Consider the following 19,633-nt stretch of genomic DNA (forward strand, 5'->3'; position numbering starts at 1 on the left):
CCTTCATTATGGACGCTCCGGACAACCCGCACTGCCGAATCCACCTCGAAGGCGAGCTTCCTCCCCCGCGCCCCTCACCCCCGCAGGTCCACCAGCAACGGCGGCACCTGCTCCCCCGACACCGCCGTCAACGACACCACCGCGTGCCCCGCCGGCAACGCGTGCGCCAGATCCGACGGCGACCACCGCAACCGCTCCACGTCCCGCGTCGTCACCGACTCCGTCTGCGCCGCCGTCCCCGACAACGCCTTCCGCCCCACCCGCCCGGCCCGCCGCATCACCCCACCGGAGGTGTCGGGGGTGTGGGTCACCGCGGTCTCCTGCACGAGGTGCGTCCCCCAGGCCTCCGAGAACAGCCGGCCGTCCCACGGCGCGATCCCCGGGAACGCCATCCGGCACCCCACCGCCCCGAACAGCGGCGCCCGCAAGGCCTCCGGCAGATCCACCAGCGTGCGCAGCAGCAGCACGGCCCCCGCGTTCGCCCCCCGCATCCGCTGCAACCCGCGCACGGCCGTCGCGTCCAGCGCCGCCGAGGCGTCATCCACCACCAGACCCGCGAAGAGCGAACGGTCCTCCCGCGCCCCCGCCGCCTGCACGAACTGCCCCACCACCAACCGCGACAGCATCCGGGCGGCCTCCGGGTGGCTGCGCTCCGGCAGCCGCACCCGCACCCGCAGCGGATGGTCCAGAACCCGCATCGCGAACGGTGGCCGGCCGGTCCCGTCCGTCGCGAAGGCCCCCTCGAAGGCCGGCCGGTCCAGCAGCGCCAGCCGGTCCGCCAGCAGCGCGCCCGGATCGTCGGCCCGGCCCCGCTGACGCTCCCGGTGCTCCAGATCGCGCTCGAACACCCCCAGCCGGCCCGCCACCCCCAACGCCTTCACCAGCGCCGCCGACGCGTCCGGCTCGCCGAGCAGCAGGGCCCGCAGCTCCCGGACCCCGGGATAGCGCCGGTACGCGGCGTGGAACGGGCCCACCACCTGCTGCAGCGCCGTCCGCGCGTTCTCCGCCCGCGCCGTCAGCTCGTCCGGCAACAGCGCCTCGGCGAGCCTGGCCGCCGCCTCGTCCGGATCCTGCGCCGCGCCGTACAGGTCCAACCCGTACACCGAGGCCGGATCGCCGGGCGCGATCACCACGTCGTACCAGGCGTCCGGGCCCAGGTCGGCGTCCGCGGCCCCGACCACCACCACGCACGCCGTACCGGCCAGCGCCTGCAGGCACAGCGCCTCCGCCACCGGCCGCGCCAGCCGCGCCGTCTTTCCCGTCCCCGCCGGGCCCACCGCCAGCAGCGAGGTGCCCAGTACCGCCGGGTCCAGGGCGAAACCCGCCGCCCGGTGGGCCAGGGGGTTCTTCGGCACGTCCTGGGTCGTCCCCAACCGGACCTGACCCAGCAGCAGATCGTGCCGCTCGCCCCGGCCCGGCAGCTCACGCGACTCCGAGGGGTGCGCGAACGCCGCCCCACCGCGCGCCACCACCTGCCCGACGAACGCCGGCACGAACGCCGGGTCCGCCTGCGCCGACTCCCACGCCCGCAGGATCCGCACGTAGTCGACGTCCCCGACCGCGTCCCGCTCCAGCCGCCCCGCCGCCTCGGCCGCCCCGCCCTGCCGCAGCCCGTCCCACGGGTCCGACCGGCGCGCCGCCTCAGCCACCGCCCGGCCGCCGTCCTCGGCGGGCTCCTCCTGCGTCACCGTCCGCGACAGCAGCGGCGCCACGTACCGGCGCCACACCTCCGTCCAACGGCCCATCCGGCCGAAGACCTTGATGACGAGCACGGCGACCACGAGGTTCACCGATACGCCGACGACCGTCACCGCGGTCTCGGTCGGGTTCTTCACCCAAACGGTGACAACGATCAGTCGGAGCACCAGCTGGGTGCCGTACAGGAAGGCGAACCACCCCACCACCGCGTTGAGCCCCGCCCGCAGGAGCAGGGGCCAGGCGGCGACCTGGGCGGCCTCGGCCCGTTCGGGGTCGATCGGGCGGTAGCCGAGCCGGTAGACGCCGGGTTCGGCCTCGGGTCGCGGGGTGCCGGCCCAGGTCGGAAGGTCGAAGGCGGGCCGGCCGCCCGCCGGGCCGCCGGGGCGTTGGTGGGGCATGGGGGTCGGGGGTCTGGTGGTGGTGCGATCCGTGTGGTGGTGTGCCCCGTCCTGCGCCATGTACGGCCCCGCTCCCTCGCCCGCCCGGCCCGACCGCCGTCGGTGCCGCCATACCCATGCCGCCGTACCGGCGACACGCCCGCGCTCAATGTAGTGGAGCGGGGCCTGCGGGTAGTCGTGCCGCCCGGGCTGGCCGCGTCGGACAAGTCGGACGGCCCAGTGCTACCGAGTGGCGCATGCCCGGCCGGTCGGGGCGGCCGTAGCCTGCGAAGCACCGAGCCGAGAAGTCTGGAGAACCCCATGAGCGCCGCAACGCCGCTCCCGCAGGAGCGCCGCCTGGTCACCGCGATCCCCGGTCCGAAGTCGCAGGAGCTGCAGGCCCGCAAGCTGGGTGCGGTGGCGGCCGGCGTCGGCACCACCCTGCCGGTGTACGTGTCCCGTGCCAACGGCGGCGTGCTGGAGGACGTGGACGGCAACTCGCTGATCGACTTCGGTTCCGGCATCGCCGTGACGAACGTCGGCAACAGTGCCGAGGCCGTGGTGGCCAAGGCGAGCGAGCAGCTGGCCGCGTTCACGCACACCTGTTTCATGGTGACCCCGTACGAGGGTTACGTGGCCGTCGCCGAGCAGCTCAACGAGCTGACCCCGGGTGACCACGACAAGCGCACCGCGCTGTTCAACTCGGGTGCCGAGGCGGTCGAGAACGCGGTGAAGATCGCGCGCGCCTACACCAAGCGCACCGCCGTCGTGGTGTTCGACCACGGCTACCACGGCCGCACGAACCTCACCATGGGCCTGACGGCGAAGAACATGCCGTACAAGCAGGGCTTCGGTCCGTTCGCGCCGGAGATCTACCGGGTGCCGGTGGCCTACCCGTACCGCTGGCTGACGGGTGCGGAGAACTGCGCCGCCGAGGCCGCCGCGCAGGCGATCGACATCATCAACAAGCAGATCGGCGCGGAGAACGTCGCGGCGATCATCATCGAGCCGATCCAGGGCGAGGGCGGCTTCATCGAGCCGGCCAAGGGCTTCCTGCCGGCGATCGTGGAGTACGCGAAGGCCAACGGCATCGTGTTCGTCGCGGACGAGATCCAGACCGGCTTCTGCCGCACCGGCCAGTGGTTCGCCTGTGACGACGAGGGTGTCGTCCCGGACCTGATCACCACCGCGAAGGGCATCGCCGGCGGTCTGCCGCTGGCCGCGGTGACCGGTCGCGCCGAGATCATGGACGCCGCGCACGCGGGCGGCCTGGGCGGCACCTACGGTGGCAACCCGGTGGCCTGCGCGGCCGCGCTGGGCGCCATCGAGACGATGAAGGAGCAGGACCTCAACGGCAAGGCGCAGCGGATCGGGGAGATCATGCTGGGCCGCCTGCGGGCGATGCAGGAGAAGTTCGAGATCATCGGCGAGGTCCGCGGCCGCGGCGCGATGATCGCCGTCGAGCTGGTGAAGGCGGGCGGCAAGGAGCCGAACGCGGAGGCCGCCGGGGCGATCGCGAAGGCCTGCCACGCCGAGGGCCTGGTGGTGCTGACCGCCGGCACCTACGGCAACGTGCTGCGCTTCCTGCCGCCGCTGGTCATGCCGGAGCACCTCCTGAACGAGGGCCTGGACATCCTGGAGGGCGCTTTCACCGCCGCCTGAGCGGTGTCGCCCGTCAGGTCGTGAACCCCGCCGGAGGGATGTCCGGACAGCGCTGAACGGCCCGTGCGGACCTCTGGTCCGCACGGGCCGTTCGGTTGTCCGCGGGTGGGACAGCCGGGTTCTCCACGGGCGGGACGGGCCGGTTCGCCCGGGGCGGGGGCGGCCGGTGGTCCGCAGGTGGGAGCGGCTGGGTGCACGTTCTCGGGACGACCTGGAAGGTTGCCCGGGGCAGGGTGAAGATGATGTGCGGAATCGCTGAAGGCGCTCGGCGCGGAAGGGCTGTTGACGTAGTGTCATCGCAGATGGACAGCGAGCCTCCGCCACTGGCGGAGCCGTCCGCGGAGCCGCCCGGGGCGGTGGGTCCGCGCGTGCGGCGTGAGGACAACCAGGCCTCCCCGGGAGGGGCGGCACATACCGAAGGCCGATCGACCGACCGTCCGACCCACACCCCCCGGGGCGCACGGAACGGCGATCCTCGAGGCCGCCCCGGAGCTCTCCCCCCTGCTCCGGGGCGGCTGTTCGGCGTCCTGGGCCGGGCGGCCCGGTCGACGGCCGTGCCCGCGGCGGCCGCGGTCGTGCTGCTGACGGTGTCGTGGCAGGTGGCGGTGGACGGCCCGCTGCTCGGGCTGGACCGCTGGGTGCGGGGGGCCGTGCGGTCCGCCCACCGGGAACTGCCGGGCCGGCCGCTCGACGGCGCGGGCCACGTCCTCTCGGATCTGGGCAGCGGGGTGCCCGCGGTCCCGGTGCTGCTGGCGGCCGGTGTGCTGGCCGCGTGGCGCTGGCGCCGGGCGGTCGGCGGCCCGGGGCGGGGCGGTTGGTGGCTGCCGCTGCCGGTGGCGGCGGCGACGGCCGTGCTGATCCCGTCGCTGGTGGTGCCGGCGAAGGCGGCGTTCGCCCGGCCGGGCCCGCTGGGCGATCCGCTGACGCCCGAGCAGTGGGGCTGGTACCCGTCCGGGCACACCGCCACGGCCGCCTTCTCGTACGGGGTGGCGGCGCTGTTGCTGGCCCGGGCGGCGGGGCCGCAGGCGGCCCGGCTGGTGACGGCCGGGGCGGTGTTGCTGGCCGTGGGGGTCGGCGCGGGCCTGGTGTGGAGTGACTTCCACTGGCTGCTGGACGTGGTGGCCAGCTGGTGCCTGGCCGTTCCGGCGCTGTGGGCGCTGGACCGGTGGCTGCCGCGGCCGGGCGGCGGGGGCCGGTCTCAGGCCTCGTCGGGCTCCTCGTTGCGGTGAACGAGGCCGGGCTCGCCGTTGTCACGGTGCCATTCGACGACGAGTTCGTCGCGGGCGCCGAAGCGGACGAGGTGGCGGCCGACGACGTCCTCCAGGCCGGGCAGGTTCTCCCGCTCGCCCTCGACGGTGAGCAGCAGCGCGTCGGGGCCGGCCTCCAGGGTGGCGGTGCCGGCGCCGAAGACGAGGGTGCCGCGGCCGGTCTCCTCGGAGAAGGTGGCCTCGATCTTGCGGCCCATGTGGGCGGCGAGCTGCTTGGCGTAGCGGGCGGGGCGGTCGGTGGCGACGCGGGCTTCGGAGCGGGGCACGGGCCCTCCAGGGTGCGGGAGGGAACTTAGGGTCCCCTCAGTAAGGGCTACGCTAACCCAGATACTGAGCTTGGCTCAACATTTTTTCCGGGCGGCCGTCCGCCGCCGGTCACCCGCCGCGGACCGGCCGATACGCTTGGGCGGACACCTGCCGAGGAGACCGCCCATGACCACCGCGCCGACCGACGACCCGGCGGGCTCCTCCCCCACCCCGGCCGCGCCGACGCCCGGGGCCGAGGCGGCCGCCGCCGACGACCGGGGCGCCGCGACCGGCCGGACCACCTCCCCCGACACCGCCGCCGAGCTGGCGGACACCATGACCCGGGCGATCAAGCGGATCCGCCGGCGCACCAGCGAGCGGCTGGAGCCGTACGGCATCACCCCCGGCCAGGGCCGGGCGCTGCGCACGCTGGCCCACGCGCCCGGGTGCGAGCTGCCGGACCGCGCGATGCGGCTGAGCGACCTCGCCGAGCGACTGCACATCGCACCCCGCTCGGCGACCACCGTGGTCGATGCGCTGGAGGAGGCCGGGCTGGTCGAGCGCAGCCCCGACCCGGCCGACCGGCGGGCGGTGCGGATCCTGCTGACCGAGGCCGGCCGCGCCGCGGTGGAGCGGATCGGGCAGGTCCGGCACGAGGTGGCGCAGGAGTACTTCGGCCCGGTCAGCCCCGCCGACCAGGAGGTGCTGCTGCGGGTGCTGCGCTCCGCCGAGGCCCACTACGCCGCCGGCGCGCCGCCGCGGCGGCCGGCGCCCCCGGGCGCAGCGCGGTGATCGCGATCCCGGTGATCACCAGCAGTGCGGCGCCCACCGCCGTCGGGCTGACCCGCTCGCCGAGCAGCAGCCAGGCCGAGGACATCCCGAACACCGGCACCAGCAGCGAGTAGGGCGCGACGGCGGTGGCGTCGTAGGTGCGCAGCAGGAAGCTCCAGGCCACGAAGCCGAAGAGGGTGGAGACCAGCCCGACGTAGGCGATCGCGCCGAGCCCGGCGGCGGTGATCCCGCGCAGGGCGCGCAGGTCCGCGTCCGGGCCCTCGACCAGCAGGGAGAGGACGAGCAGCGGCAGCGGCGGGACGGCGCTGACCCAGACCATCCAGCGCAGCGCGTCCGGCGGCGCGGCCCGCCGGGTCAGCACGTTGGACAGGCCCCAGGCGCCGGCGGCCAGCACGACCAGGACGAAGGCGCCGATCGGGCCGCCCGTCCCGTGGTCGAGGGCGCTCAGGCCGATCCCCGCGAAGGCGATCGCCAGGCCGGTCAGCCGCCGGCCGCCCGGCCGCTCGCCCAGCAGCGCGGCGGCGAACAGGGCGGTGAACCCGGCCTGTCCCTGGAGCACCAGGGAGGAGAGGCCGGCCGGCATCCCGGCGTGCATGCCGAGGAAGAGCAGCCCGAACTTGACCACTCCGAGGACGAGGCCGACGGCCAGCACCCAGCGCCGGGCGACCCTGGGCGGGCCGACCAGGAGGACCGCCGGCACGGCGACGACGGCGAACCGCAGGGCGCAGAAGAGCAGCGGCGGGAAGTTCTCCAGGCCGATGTGGATGAGGACGAAGTTGAGCCCCCACACGGCGGCCACCAGGACGGCCAGGGCGATGTGCCGGGGGCTCATGCTCCGCCCGTTCGGGCTGCCGCCCTGGGCGGCGGGTGTCGCGGTCATGGGTCGAGCTTGGCGGCGGCCCTTCGTGTAGCACCAGCGATGAGTTCTGAAGGAAACGCTTTAGCATCGCTGCATGATGGATCTGGGGCGCCTGCGGGCGCTGCACGCGGTGGCGGTGCACGGCTCGGTCGGCGGGGCGGCGGCCGCGCTCGGCTTCACGCCCTCGGCGGTCTCGCAGCAGATCGCCAAGCTGGAGCGGGAGACCCGGACGGTGCTGCTGGAACGGCAGGGCCGGGGCGTGGTGCTGACCGACGCGGCGCAGGAGCTGGCCGCCACCGCGCGGACGGTGCTGGGGCTGGTGGAACGGGCCGAGGTACGGCTGGAGGAGCAGCGCGGCCGGGCGGTCGGCCGGCTGCTGGTGGCCGCGTTCGCCACTGGTGCCCGCGGTCTCATGCCCGGGGTGCTGGCGGACCTGCGGCGGAGCTGCCCGGAGCTGGACGTGCGGCTGCTCGAGTGCGACCCGTACCCGGCGGCCGAGCTGGTGGCGCGCGGCGAGGTGGACCTGGCGCTGGTGCAGGACTGGCCGACCGTCCCGCTGCCGGTGCAGGAGGGCCTGTCCCGGCTGGACCTCGGGACGGACCCGGTGGACCTGCTGCTGCCCGCCGACGACGAGCTGGCCGGCCTCGACGAGGTGCCGGTGCGGCGGCTGCCCGGGCGGCGCTGGATCAGCGTGCCGCCGGGCAACATCTGCCACGACTGGCTGGTGCGCACCCTGCGCGAGGTCGGGGAGGAGCCGGACGTGCGCCACCGGGCCGGCGAGTTCGAGACGCAGATCGCGCTGGTCGCGGCCGGTCTGGGGACGGCCCTGGTGCCGCGGCTGGGGCGGGGCGCGCTGCCGCCCGGGGTGGTGGCCCGCCCGGTGGTGCCGGGGCCGGCCCGCCGGGTGTACGCGCTGTGGCGGGCCCAGGCCTCCCGGCGGCCGGCGATCACGGCGGCGCTCGCGGCCATGCGGGAGCGCTCGTCGGTGCTGGACCTCCCGGCGGACGCGGGCTGACCGCGTCCGGGCCGCACAGGGCCGGGGCCGTTCCCGGAGCCGGGGCCGGGGCCGTTCCCGGAGCCGGGCTCGGCCGGCGGCCCGGCCGGCGGACCTACTTGGCGAGCCCGATCACCAGCCACATGAACCCCACCCCGGCGACGGTGCACAGCAGGGTGCTGCGCGAGGGGTGCGGGCTGTGGGCCTCCGGGAGGATGTCGGAGGTGGCCAGGTAGAGCAGGAAGCCGGAGAAGAACCCGAGGTAGAGGCCGAGCAGGTGCTCCGGGATGGTGAAGGCGAGGGTGATCGCGGCGCCGGTCACCGGGGCCAGGGCGTCGGCGGCGAGCAGGGTCAGCGCCCGCCGCCGGTTGTTCCCGTAGAGCCGGGTGATCGTGTAGGTGTTGAAGCCGTCGGCGAAGTCGTGCGCGACGACGGCGATGGCGACGACCGTGCCGACCGTGGTGCCGGCCTGGAACGCGGCGCCGATCGCGAAGCCGTCCATCACGCTGTGGCCGACCAGGGCCAGGGCCGCGGTCAGTCCGACGCCCTGGTGCCCGGCGGTGTGGGTGTGCACGTGCTGGTGGCCGTGGGTGTGCTCGGCGTACTCGCCCTCGTGGCCCCGGTGGATCGCGACGGCGCGTTCGACCACGTGGATGGTGAGGAAGCCGGCCGCGAACATCAGCAGCGCCTGCGGCACCCCGTGCACCTCGGCCGGCGCCTGGTGGATCGCCTCGGGCAGCAGGTCGAAGGCGACCACGCCGAGCATGAGGCCGGCGGCGAAGCCGAGCACGAGGTGGCGGCGGTCGCCGGTGCGCTGGGCGACGAAACCGCCGATCAGGGTCATCAGGAACGCCCCGGCGGCGACCAGGACGGCGGTCACCGCACCGCCTCCGGGCGGGTCTGCCCGTGGTGCGGGCGGCGGCGGGTGCCGCCCTGTGGTCTGCCGAGCGCTCTGCCCATTCCTCTCCCCCCGGGGTCCGCCCGTGGCCGGGCCGACCGCCGACCGTACCCGACGGCCGTTCGACGGTGATCGCCCGGGGTGCCGCTGCCCGGGCGGGGCCCGTCCCCCAGCCTCGGTCCGGGGGTGGGCGCGCGCCCGCCGGGCGGTCCGTCGGGGTGAGCCGGCGAGGCGCCGGGAGACGCCGCGGGTGCGGTCAGCGGCCGACGGCCAGCGGCAGGCCGAGGTGGGTGCGGGCGAGCTCGCGGACGCCGTCGCCGTCGACCAGGTGGATGTGCCGGTGGCCCTCCTCGGCGGTGAGGTCCAGGGCCTCGTCGGTGAAGCCGCCGGTGGTCAGCCGCAGGCCGCGCTCGGCGGACTCCTCCCGGACGGCGTCGGCGAGGGTGGCGACCTCCGCCGCGGTGACCGGCTCGGTGCCCCGGGAGGCCCAGACCACCCAGCGGCCGGGCAGCGCGCTGCCGGGCGCGCCCTCACCGGTGGCGACCAGTCCGGCCGGGCCGCGCAGCCGCACGCTCCACTCGGCGATCCCGCCGCGGGTGAGCAGGTCCCGGACCAGCTGGGCGAACTCGTTGGCGGACAGGTCGGGCGCGGCCGGCACGGTGGCCCCGGCCTGCGCGGCCGGCTGGACGCCGACCCGCCCGTACGGGTCGGGGGTGACGGCGGCGCCGAGCTGGCGCAGCCGGACCAGGGCCTCGTCCTGTTCGGAGTCGGCGTACACGCCCTCGTCGTCGCGCTCCTCGTACGGGGTGGCCGGCGGCAGCAGCCGGGTGCGGGCCAGCGCGTCGCGGTCGGCGTCCACGCTGACCAGGCAGAACGGCTCGGCCTCCGCGGGCTCGCGCAGCCAGCCGTTGAGGACCACGCCCGCGAGTATCTCGTCGGTGTCGACGGCGTCGGCGGCCTGCAGGGCGCGCAGCGCGAGCCGGGCGACCAGCCGCAGGTAGTCGGTGGCCCGGTCCGCGGGCGGGCGCGGGACGGGCAGGACGTCGCCGTCCGGGGCGAGCCGGTAGCCGGTGAGCGAGGGCACCAGGTCGAGCGGCGGCAGGTCGAGGTCGAGCACTGCGGTGCGGGTGAGCGGGCGGAACACCGCCCGGCAGGGGGCCGGCAGGTCCTGGGTGGCGGTCTCGGCGGCGGCGAGCGCCCGTTCCAGCAGCGACTCCACGGCAGCCGGTTCGGCCAGCCGGTAGGCCCGGCGGCACTCCTCCAGGCTCTCGTTGTACTCGCGGACGGCGCGGGCGCGGGCCTCCTCGGCGGCCTCGTGGACGCGCCGGGGCTCGTCGGCGGCGGGGTTGCCGGCCTCGGCCCGGCGGGTGCGCCACTCGCGCAGGGCGCGCTGGTGGGCCAGCCGGGCCCCGGCCAGTTCGCGCTGGTAGCCGGAGTCGAGCAGCCGGCGGGTCGGAGGGGCGTCCGGGTCGGCGGCGGGCGGTTCCGCGGGGGCGAAGTCCGCCCAGCGGGGTTCGGCGTCACCGCCGGGCTCGGGCCCGTCGGCCGCGTAGGGGCGGGGTTCGTAGTGGCGCAGCTGGCTCTCGAAGTCCATCGCGGAGACGGGCAGCGCGGCGCGGCGGAGCAGGTCCGCCAGCCGGTCGTGCTCCGCCTGGACGGTGACGGTGCGGTGGTGGGTCAGGGCCGCGGCCCGGGCGTGGGCCGCGACGGAGTCGGGATCGGAGGCGCCGTCACCGGAGGGGTCGTCACCGGGCCCACCGGGCCCGGCCGGACCGGGCGCGGCGCCCGCCCGGTCCGGTTCCTGGTCGGCGTTGAGGTCGCGGAAGACCGAGGCGAGGAAGCCCGGTCGGGGGAACTGGACGGTGGCGGTGCCGTCGGGCTGGCCGTCTGCTGAGTACTGCATCGGTCGTCGTTCCCCCATGCTCGTCCGGCGCTGCCCGGGGCGGCCGGCGGCCCTGAGGCCCCGCCCCTGCCGGACATTGTCCACCGAACGGGCGCGGTGGTCAGCCAAGCCTCTCAGTTGGTCCGGGTGTTGGTCAGGTGCAGGCCGATGTAGCCGACATAGATCCGGCCACTGCCGGAGCAGTCGTCGAGGTAGTGCAGCCGGGGCGCGGTGCGGCCGCCGCCGATCCGCAGGTGGGCGCCCATGAACGCGCGGCGGGAGGCGTCCACGCACTCCGGCACCGGCAGCATCCGTTCGCGCTTCCACTTGGTGTGGCTGAACACCGTCCGGGACTCCCCGCGCACCGCCTTGCGGGGCGGGAAGTGGTGGCAGCCCTCGGGGGTGTGCTCGCACCACTGCTTGAAGTCGCCGCCGGCCGCACCGCGCACCGCCGCCTCGGCGTACTCCTGGAGGGCGGTCAGGCCGTCCCAGGCGAGCCGGGCCCAGCCCGCGCCGGCGCACTGGAGGCCGTCCAGGGCGAGCGCGTTCTTCTGGTCCCCGGTGAAGCTGAGCAACGGGAACTCGCCGAGCCTGGCCATGAGTTCGGTGAAGGTCTCGGGCTTGCCCGGCCGACCGGACGGCCGCTTCGCGGGGCGCCCTGAGGCGTTGTGCCCGGCGGCGCCCTGGGCGGTGCAGTGGCGCCCGGTCAGGGCCCGGGAGCCGACCCGCGGCCGGGCGTCGCGCCCGACCGGGGTGAGCGGGCCGTCGTGGCGTTCGCGGAGCTCGGGGCGGTCCCGGCCCGTGTCCCGGCCCTCCCGCCTCTCCTGGCTCAGCGTGTGCCGGACCCGCTCCAGCTCGTCGGCCCTGGCCTGCTGCTCGGCACGGTCCTGCTGTTCCTCCCGGGCCAGCGCGGCCAGCTCGGCGACGGCGGCGGCCCGGTCCGCGGCCCGCTGCTCGGCCCGGTCGGCCCGGTCGGCGGCCGGACGCGCCGGGGGCACGCGCAGCACCGGGACGGCCGCCAGCTCCGGCGGCAGCGGCAGGTCGGCGGCGAGCCGGCGCGGCTCGCGGGCCAGCAGCCCGGCCGCGCGGCGGACGTCCTGCTCTATTCGGCCGCGGGCCAGCACCGGGTGCCGGGCGCCGTCGTGGCGGGAGGCCGGGTCGACCTCGGGCAGGTAGGTGCGCACGGCACCGCCGTACACGGTGTGGTACTCCAGCGCGACGTTGAAGGCGGTGCGGGCGCCCGGGTCCAGCACGTAGGCGGTGGCGAGGCCGGGGATCTGGTGGCAGAGCGGACGGACGACGTCCTCGACCCAGCGGTCGAGCGGGAGGTTCACCGGGACGCTGGCGAGCACGACGGGCAGTCGGCGCTCAGGGTCGCACAGCTCGTCGATCAGGCCGTCGACCTCGCCGGCGGTGAGCACCCGGGGGCCGGCCTGGACGGCGGCGTGGCCGTCGGTGGCGTCGAGCAGCGGCAGCAGGGTGCGGGCGAGCTCGGGCACCGGCACCCGGCACGGCGTCCGCACGCCGCTGCCGGTGCTGTGCGTCTCGGCGTCCAGCCGGACCCAGGTCGGCCCGCCGGTGCGGGTGGCGACGGTCAGGGTGAGCTGGCGGGTGCCGTGCGGGGCCGGGGTGCGCAGCCGGCGGCGGTCGTAGCGGCCGGTGGCCGGGCCGCCGCGCAGCGGGCCGTGGTCGCGGTCGAGCAGGACGCGGTCCCCCAGCCGGAGGCGCTCGGCGACGGGGGCCGGGGCGGGCGGCGGCGTTCCGGCGGAGCCCTGCGGGGCGGGTGCGGCGGGGACGGGGACGGGGAGGAGGGGGACGGGGAGGAGGGGGACGGCCGGGGGCTCGTCGCAGCCCTCGCGTTTCAACCAGGCCGCGAGCTGCTCGTCGGCCAGGGCGACGGCCTCGGTGTGCGGGAGGGTGGTGGTGACGGTCATCCGGTAGGGCGTCGCGGGGCCGGGTAGGTCGGCGCCGGCGGGCGACGGGAAGCGGTCTGAGGTCATGCGCATACCTCCGTGGTGCGGGGTGGGGTCTGGTGTCCTCCATCGATGGGGTTATTCGTCCGGTTCGGCCGGATCCTTGCCCAGGAAACGCCACGGCCCGGAGCGGAAGTTCCAACTCCGGGCCACGTCAATCCGTTCGAGTGAATCTGCTCAAGTCACGTGCCGCGTGGCGCGCTGTCCCGGCCGGCCCGTGGACGGCGGTCGACGGCGCCCGGGACCGCCCCGGCCCCCGCGGCTCCGGCCTCGCCGGAGCGGGCCCCGCCGCGGCACCAGACGGGTTCCTCGACCGGCACGGCCAGCGGGAGGCCGTCCGGTGCGGCGTACTCGGCGATCAGTACCACGGGTTCGGCCCCGAGGTTGCGCCCCTCGTGGACGTGGACCGGCCCGGCCTCCTCGACCAGGGAGTCCCCGGCCCGGCTGACCTCGACCCGGCCGTCGTGCAGGGTCCGGGTGAGCGTCCCGGACAGCACCACCACGACCACCCGGCCCGGGTGGTAGTGCCAGCCGGTGCCGGCCCCCGGCTGCAGCGTGATGGTCTGGACGAGGGGCATCTCGGGCCGGCTTCCTGGTCGACGACCGGATCAGGCTAGGCAGGCCCGTCCGGGCGCAGGAACGGCCGGCCCCGATCCGGCCGGATCTGTGTCCGAAAAGCGGCGGCCGCCCCGGGCACGACGGTGCTCCGTCGGACGGCGCCGGCCAGGGCCTAGACCGGCACCTCGACGTACGTCCGGCCGGCCGGGACGGCGAGCGCGGTCCCGCCGGTCGCCCCGGCCAGCCAGGTGTGGAAGGCCTGGACCTCCGGCTCCGGGACGCCGACCTCGATCCGCACCCCGGCCGACTCGTAGGCGAGGTCGTTCACCGCGTACCCGGCCGCCCGCAGGTCGTTCTCCACCCGCCCGGCCCGCACGTGGTCGACCGTCACCGCGAGCAGGGCGACCGGCCGCCGCTCCAGCAGCCCCACCTCGTCCACGGCCGCCGACACCGCGTTCCCGTAGGCCCGCACCAGGCCGCCCGCGCCGAGCTTGACGCCCCCGAAGTACCTGGTCACCACCGCGACCGTGTCGGTCAGGCCGCGCCGGCGCAGCACCTCCAGCATCGGCACGCCCGCGGTGCCGCCGGGCTCGCCGTCGTCGCTGGAGCGCTCGCGGCGCTGCTCGTCGCCGACCACGAAGGCGGTGCAGTTGTGCCGCGCGTCCCAGTACTGCTTCCGCACCCCGGCGATGAAGGCCTGCGCCTCCTCCTCGTCCGTGACCCGGGCGAGGTGGCAGATGAAGCGGGACTTCTTGATCTCGGTCTCGTGGCTGCCGGCCCGCCGGATGGTGAGGTACGTCCTGGCGGCCGGTTCCGGCGTGGCGGACATGGTGCGGTGCTTCTCCCGGGAACGACGACGGCTGGCGGCCCGCACCCCTGGTCCCCGGGGGGCGGCACCGCCAGCCTATGGCCTGTCCTGCGGTCAGCGACCGGCCAGGGCGTCCAGCTGCGCGCGGTCCAGGCCGGTCAGGGCGGTGACCTCGGCCGGGTCGACGGCGCCGCAGTCCAGGCCGCGCAGCACGTAGCCGCTGAGCGCCCGGGCGGTGGCCGGCTCGTCCATGACGTCGCCGCCAGCCTTGGCGACGTAGGCGGCCAGCCGGGCGGCGGCGGCCGCCAGGCCCTCGCGGTAGAAGGAGTACACGGCGACGTAGCGGGTGGGCAGGTGCGCCGGGTGCATGTCCCAGCCCTGGTAGTAGGCGCGGGCCAGCGAGCGGCGGACCAGGTCGTGGTGGAGCTTCCAGGCGGCGTGCACCTGTGCGGTGGAGCCGGTCGGGACGACGTTGGTCGAGCCGTCGGAGAGCCGGACCCCGGTGCCGGCCGCGGCCACCTGCATGACGGCCTTGGCGTGGTCGGCGACCGGGTGGTCCATGCTCTGGTGGGCCGCGCTGACGCCGCAGGAGGCGCTGTAGTCGAAGGTGCCGTAGTGCAGGCCGGTGGCCCGGCCCTCGGCGGCCTCGATCATCCGGGCCACGGTGGCCCGGCCGTCCGGGCCCAGGATGGCCTGGGTGGTCTCGATCTGGATCTCGAAGCCGATCCGGCCCGCGGGGAGCCCGGCGCGGTGCTCGAAGTCCTCCAGCAGCCGGACCAGCGCGGTGACCTGCTCGGCGTAGGTCACCTTGGGCAGGGTGAGGACCAGGCCGTCCGGCAGGCCGCCGCCGGCCAGCAGGGTGGCCAGGAACAGCTCCAGGGTGCGGATGCCGCGGGCGCGGACGGCCGCTTCCATGCACTTGATCCGGATCCCGATGTACGGCGGCGCGGTGCCCTCGGCCACCGCGGCGGAGACCAGTTCGGCGGCGCGGACGGCGGCGGCGTCCTCCTCGGCGTCCGGGCGGGGCCCGTAGCCGTCCTCGAAGTCGATCCGCAGGTCCTCGATCGGCTCGCGCTCGAGCTTGGCGCGGACCCGGGCGTGGACGTCGGCGAGCAGCTCGTCGTCGGCCACGCCGAGAGCGCGGGCCAGCTCGGCCGGGGTGCCGGCGTGGGTGTCGAAGGCCTCCAGGGCCTGGCGGCCCCACTCCCGGACGGTGTCGGCGGCGAAGGCGTCGGCGGGGACGTAGACCGTGTGCACGGGCTGCCTGGTCCCGGAGTCGCCGGGGTAGCGGCGGGCCAGGTCGGCGTCGACCGGGGCGAGCAGCGCCTCCACGGCGGCGCGGGCGGTGTCGGAGAAGGAGGCCCCGCCCGCCGGTCCGCCACCGTCGACCTCGAGCTGCGACATCCGTACTCCTCCACGCCGAACCAGCACTTCAACAATTTGTTGAGGTGAAGGTAGCTCCGGCCGGGACGGGCGTCAATGGCCGACCGAGCGGTGGACGCGCCGGGCGCACCGGCCGCGGGAGGGGCGGCCCCGCCGGTCGGGCCCCGGTCAGTCCCTCCCGGCGGCGGCGTAGCGGGTGCGCAGCTGCGGGTAGAGCTCGGCGACGTCCTTGGGGTGGACCGAACCGTCCGGGCGGTTGCCGCTGACGCCGTACTCCTTGGTCAGCCACTCGGCGAGGCGCTGCGGGTCGGGCTGGTCCCCGTACGTGTCCAGGTAGCTGACCAGGGCCTCGTAGGCCAGCTCCGGGTCCAGCCGGGAGGGCGCCGACCGCGGAGCCGGCTCCTCCTCGGGGGCGGACCGCTCGGGCCTCCCGGACTCCTCCGCCGCCGAGCGTCCGACCGGCGCGGACGGCCGGGGCTGCGGCTCGACGGCCGGCGGCGCGTCCTGCACGCCGGCCTGCTGGGTGCCCTCCTGCCCCGGGGCCTGCTCCTCGGCGACCGGGCGCGGCGGCTTGAACCACGGCGAGGCCTGGCCGGGCACCCGGCCGCCGGGCGCGGCGTCGGCCGGGTGGCCCGTGGTGCGCACCGGGCGCTCGGTCCAGACGTTCAGCTCCTCGCGGGGCGGCTGCGGGGCCTCCGCGACGGCCTCCTCCGGCTCGTGCGCGGCGCGCAGCCGGACCGCGGCCAGCTTGGCCAGCATCGGCGCGGCCACCTCGGCGGACAGCGGCGCGGCGGCGGCCGGGACCGGCTCGGGCTGCGGCTCCTGCGGGGCCTGCGGGGCCTGCTGGGACTGCTGCTGCGGTTGCTGCTGGGCCTGCTGGCCCTGCTCCGGCTGTCGGACCTGCTGCGGACGGGCAGCGGCGACCGCCGCGACGGGCACCGCGCCGGCCTCGACCGGCGTGCCGGCTGCCGCGGGGGCGGCCCCGGCCGGGGCGATGGCCGCCGCGGCACGGCTCTCCTGCTGCCGGACCTCCAGGGCCTCCTGCTCCGCCCGGGCCTCCTGCGCCTCGCGCTCGCGCGCCTCCTCGTCCAGCCGGTCGAACAGACCCGGGTCCAGCGGCACGCCGTACTTGGCGAGCTTGAGCGGCAGCAGGGCTTGGATCGGCGCCGCGCGCCGCCAGCCGCGCCCGTACCGGAAGCGCAGCTGGGCCCGGTAGACGAGGCGGTTCTGCTCCAGCCGGACGACCTCGTCGTAGGAGCGCAGCTCCCAGAGCTTCATCCGCCGCCAGAGCCGGAAGGTCGGCACCGGGGAGAGCACCCAGCGCATCACCCGGACCGAGTCCATGTGCCGGTCGGCGGTGATCGCGGCGATCCGGCCCACCGCGTGCCGGGACGCCTCGACGACGACCACGAAGAGCACCGGGATGACGGCGTGCATGCCCATGCCCAGCGGGTCGCCCCAGGAGGCGGCCGCGTTGAACGCGATGGTGGCGACGGTCAGCAGCCAGGCGGTCTGCCGCAGCATCGGGAAGGGGATCCGCAGCCAGGTCAGCACCAGGTCGAGCGCGAGGAGCACCACGATGCCCGCGTCGACGCCTATCGGGAAGGCGTAGGAGAAGGCGCCGAAGCCTTTCTCCACGGCCAGCTCGCGCACCGCGTTGTACGACCCCGCGAAACCGATGCCCGAGATGATGCAGGCCCCGGCCGCGACCAGGCCGAGCAGGCCGCGGTGGGCCTTGGTGAGCGTTGGGCGTGCCATTACGTCTATCAACCCCTGGATGTCGGCTGCTGCCGTACGCTGCCTCGGCTGCCGATTCCCGCGTGTCGGGGCGCCGGACGGCTGAGCGACCTCCGGGCTCGGCCCACCGGAGTTTACTCGTACACCTGTTTCAGCGTTTCCGCTGGCCGGAGTGTCACCGTCGCGGCCCGCCCGCAGGGGCCGGGCGGGCCGTCAGCCCTGGGGCGCCGCCGTACCGTTGAGGTAGGTCAGCACCGCCAGCACCCGGCGGTTGGCGTCCTCGGCCGGGGCGAGTTCGAGCTTGGTGAAGATGTTGGCGATGTGCTTGGCCACCGCGCCGTCACTCACCGCCAGCCGGGCGGCGATCGCCGAGTTGGAACAGCCCTCGGCCATCAGTTCCAGGACCTCGCGCTCGCGCGGCGACAACCGCAGCAGCGGGCCGGGCCGGCGCGAGGTGGTCTGCATCAACTTCGCGATCACGTCCGGGTCCATCGCCGTTCCGCCCGCGGCCACCCGGCGGACCGCGTCGATGAACTGCTCGGCGTTGAACACCCGGTCCTTCAGCAGGTAGCCGATGCCGCCCGTGCCGTCGGCCAGCAACTCCCGTGCGTACAGCTGCTGGACGTGCTGCGACAGCACCAGCACCGGCAGGCCCTGGATCTCCTTGCGCGCCCTGAGCGCGGCCTGCAGGCCCTCGTCGGTGAGCGTCGGGGGCAGCCGGACGTCGACCACGGCCACGTCCGGCCGGTGGGTCAGCAACGCGTCCAACAGCTCGGGACCGGTCTCCACCGCCGCGGCGATGGTGAAGCCGTGTGCTTCCAGCAGCCGGATCAGGCCTTCGCGAAGGAGGTAGAGGTCCTCGGCGAGGACAACTCGCACGGCAGCTCCAAGGTGATGGTGGTCGGACCGCCCGACGTGCTGTCGATGGCGAGGACACCGTCGAAGGTACCCAATCGCCGCTCGATCCCGCGCAACCCCGTCCCCCTCGACGGATCCGCCACGCCCACCCCGTCGTCCGTCACCGTGACCCGCAGCGAGCCGGCCCGGTAGAGGATGTCCACCCACACCTGCTCGGCCCCCGAGTGCTTGGCCGCGTTCGCCATCAACTCGCAGATGCTGAAGTAGACGGCCGCCTCCACGGGCGCGGGCGGACGGTCCGGCAGGCTCACGCACACCTCGGTCGGCAGGGCGCTGTCCAGTGCCAGCGCCCGCACCGCGTCGCCGAGACCGCGCTCGGCCAGCACCGGCGGGTGGATGCCGCGGACGAGGTCCCGCAGCTCCTGCAGCGCCCGCGCCGACGACTGCCGCGCCTCGGAGAGCAGCTCCCGGGCCGACGCCGGGTCGGTGTCCATCAGGTGCTCGATGGTGCCCAGGGTCATCCCGATCGCCACCAGCCGGGCCTGCGCCCCGTCGTGCAGGTCCCGCTCGATCCGCCGCAGCTCGGCCGCCTGGCTGCCCACCGCGTCCGCCCGGGTCTCGGTCAGCTCGGCCACCCGCCTGGTCAGCTGGGCGTTCGTCGCCCGGCCGTCCTGGTCCAGCACGCGGCGCGCCACCTCGGCGTACCCGCGGACCGCGAACGGCGCCGCGGCCACGCCCAGCGCGGCCAGCCCGAGCCCCAGCGCGGTGCTGAGCACGACCGACACCAGCCGCCCCGGCACCGGCCCGAACGAGTCCGCGGACAGCGGGGACGCCAGGGCGTAGACCGCACCCCCCAGCACCAGCGCCGCCACCGGGCCGGCCAGCGCGACCACCAGGACCGGGCTCACGACCAGCCAGGCCACCTCCCCGCGGGTCGTCCGGTCCCGGGCGCCCCAGTGCAGCAGCTGCGCGTACTTCGCGACCATCCGCGAGCGGTGGTACGAGTAGCCCGTCCACCAGTGGCCGCGCTCGTCCGGCTCCAGCACCGGCATCGGCTCGTACCCGACCGGGATCCGGACGCCGTACCAGCGCTCCAGCTGACGGCGCGTACGGCCGGCGGTGCGACGGATGAACTGCCCCGCCACCACGGAGCCGGCGATCGCCGCCGCCACGAGCCCCACGAGGACCCCCGGGTAGTAGTTCCGCAGCGCCGAAGCCACCACGGCGCCCGACACCACGGCGGACGCGATCGGCAGCAGCACGCCCGGTACCGCGGCCACCACCAGGAGGGCCAGCCGAGCCAGGCCCTGGCCACCCGCCGCGAGGGCGTCCTCGATCTGGGCGCGCACCGTCGTGCCGCTCGTTCGACTCGCTGTTGCCACGGAAAGCTCCTGATGCCGGTCTCGATCGTCCTCCTTCAGTGTTCACGAACCGGCCGTGCGGGGCACTGGCCGTGCCACCCCGAATCCGGGGTGGTCCTAGCACCACCCGGCCGGGGCGTCACCCGGACGTCGCGCCTTGCCCGGGAAACGTCCGGGAAACGCGAAGAACCCCCGCCGGATATCCCGGCGGGGGTTCTTCGTGAATGATTGTTCGGCGGCGTCCTACTCTCCCACAGGGTCCCCCCTGCAGTACCATCG

At 75.7% G+C, this 19,633-nt stretch carries 16 protein-coding genes; 4 read left to right on the plus strand and 12 right to left on the minus strand.

What is annotated here, in order from left to right; all coding sequences use genetic code 11:
- Window positions 1-74: 74 nt before the first annotated feature.
- Entirely contained in the window at window positions 75-2,096 is a 2,022-nt protein-coding gene (locus ACFYUY_RS36660) for an ATP-binding protein (RefSeq protein WP_387907391.1), read from the minus strand.
- Window positions 2,097-2,396: 300 nt separating this feature from the next.
- On the opposite strand from ACFYUY_RS36660, the gene gabT reads away from it, so the two are divergent.
- On the plus strand, window positions 2,397-3,737 hold the full coding sequence (gene gabT, locus ACFYUY_RS36665) for a 4-aminobutyrate--2-oxoglutarate transaminase (protein WP_360214465.1): 1,341 nt from the start codon (window positions 2,397-2,399) through the stop codon (window positions 3,735-3,737).
- Between the two features lie 554 nt (window positions 3,738-4,291).
- On the plus strand, window positions 4,292-4,966 hold the full coding sequence (locus ACFYUY_RS36670) for a phosphatase PAP2 family protein (RefSeq protein WP_387907394.1): 675 nt from the start codon (window positions 4,292-4,294) through the stop codon (window positions 4,964-4,966).
- Here the strand turns inward: ACFYUY_RS36670 and ACFYUY_RS36675 are convergent.
- Entirely contained in the window at window positions 4,936-5,271 is a 336-nt protein-coding gene (locus ACFYUY_RS36675) for a DUF2218 domain-containing protein (RefSeq protein ID WP_360214469.1), read from the minus strand. The two genes, ACFYUY_RS36670 and ACFYUY_RS36675, sit on opposite strands and share 31 nt — an antisense overlap.
- Before the next feature lie 166 nt (window positions 5,272-5,437).
- Between ACFYUY_RS36675 and ACFYUY_RS36680 the strand changes: the two genes are divergently transcribed.
- Window positions 5,438-6,043: a MarR family transcriptional regulator gene (locus tag ACFYUY_RS36680; RefSeq protein WP_360214471.1), complete on the plus strand. Its 606-nt coding sequence runs from the start codon at window positions 5,438-5,440 to the stop codon at window positions 6,041-6,043.
- Here ACFYUY_RS36680 and ACFYUY_RS36685 read toward each other — a convergent pair.
- Window positions 5,934-6,923 (minus strand): EamA family transporter, encoded by a 990-nt coding sequence (locus ACFYUY_RS36685; RefSeq protein WP_387907397.1) that lies wholly within the window; start codon window positions 6,921-6,923, stop codon window positions 5,934-5,936. The genes ACFYUY_RS36680 and ACFYUY_RS36685 overlap by 110 nt on opposite strands.
- A 73-nt stretch (window positions 6,924-6,996) precedes the next feature.
- Here ACFYUY_RS36685 and ACFYUY_RS36690 point away from each other — a divergent pair, with 73 nt between their 5' ends.
- Entirely contained in the window at window positions 6,997-7,917 is a 921-nt protein-coding gene (locus ACFYUY_RS36690; RefSeq protein ID WP_360214473.1) for a LysR family transcriptional regulator, read from the plus strand.
- Between the two features lie 94 nt (window positions 7,918-8,011).
- Here the strand turns inward: ACFYUY_RS36690 and ACFYUY_RS36695 are convergent, their stop codons facing one another.
- The 9 genes from ACFYUY_RS36695 to ACFYUY_RS36735 all read right to left on the minus strand — a co-directional run bounded on the left by ACFYUY_RS36695 (window position 8,012) and on the right by ACFYUY_RS36735 (window position 19,375).
- Window positions 8,012-8,740: a ZIP family metal transporter gene (locus ACFYUY_RS36695; protein ID WP_360214495.1), complete on the minus strand. Its 729-nt coding sequence runs from the start codon at window positions 8,738-8,740 to the stop codon at window positions 8,012-8,014.
- A gap of 310 nt (window positions 8,741-9,050) precedes the next feature.
- Window positions 9,051-10,697: a restriction endonuclease gene (locus tag ACFYUY_RS36700; protein WP_360214475.1), complete on the minus strand. Its 1,647-nt coding sequence runs from the start codon at window positions 10,695-10,697 to the stop codon at window positions 9,051-9,053.
- A 113-nt stretch (window positions 10,698-10,810) separates the two neighbouring features.
- Entirely contained in the window at window positions 10,811-12,676 is a 1,866-nt protein-coding gene (locus tag ACFYUY_RS36705) for a hypothetical protein (protein WP_387907401.1), read from the minus strand.
- A 155-nt stretch (window positions 12,677-12,831) separates the two neighbouring features.
- Window positions 12,832-13,227, minus strand: coding sequence for a cupin domain-containing protein (locus tag ACFYUY_RS36710; protein WP_360214479.1), 396 nt, complete (start codon window positions 13,225-13,227; stop codon window positions 12,832-12,834).
- A 152-nt stretch (window positions 13,228-13,379) separates the two neighbouring features.
- Entirely contained in the window at window positions 13,380-14,036 is a 657-nt protein-coding gene (locus ACFYUY_RS36715) for a YigZ family protein (protein ID WP_360214481.1), read from the minus strand.
- A 93-nt stretch (window positions 14,037-14,129) separates the two neighbouring features.
- On the minus strand, window positions 14,130-15,419 hold the full coding sequence (locus tag ACFYUY_RS36720; protein WP_360214483.1) for a DUF6986 family protein: 1,290 nt from the start codon (window positions 15,417-15,419) through the stop codon (window positions 14,130-14,132).
- Between the two features lie 147 nt (window positions 15,420-15,566).
- A complete protein-coding gene (locus tag ACFYUY_RS36725) occupies window positions 15,567-17,156 on the minus strand; it encodes a DUF2637 domain-containing protein (RefSeq protein ID WP_387907404.1) in 1,590 nt (529 codons plus the stop codon).
- A gap of 192 nt (window positions 17,157-17,348) precedes the next feature.
- On the minus strand, window positions 17,349-18,014 hold the full coding sequence (locus tag ACFYUY_RS36730; RefSeq protein WP_360214487.1) for a response regulator transcription factor: 666 nt from the start codon (window positions 18,012-18,014) through the stop codon (window positions 17,349-17,351).
- On the minus strand, window positions 17,966-19,375 hold the full coding sequence (locus ACFYUY_RS36735; protein ID WP_360214489.1) for a histidine kinase: 1,410 nt from the start codon (window positions 19,373-19,375) through the stop codon (window positions 17,966-17,968). The genes ACFYUY_RS36730 and ACFYUY_RS36735 overlap by 49 nt, the downstream gene beginning before the upstream one ends.
- Window positions 19,376-19,633 lie beyond the last annotated feature (258 nt).

The sequence above is a fragment of the Kitasatospora sp. NPDC004745 genome (assembly GCF_042873275.1).
Classification (GTDB): domain Bacteria; phylum Actinomycetota; class Actinomycetes; order Streptomycetales; family Streptomycetaceae; genus Kitasatospora.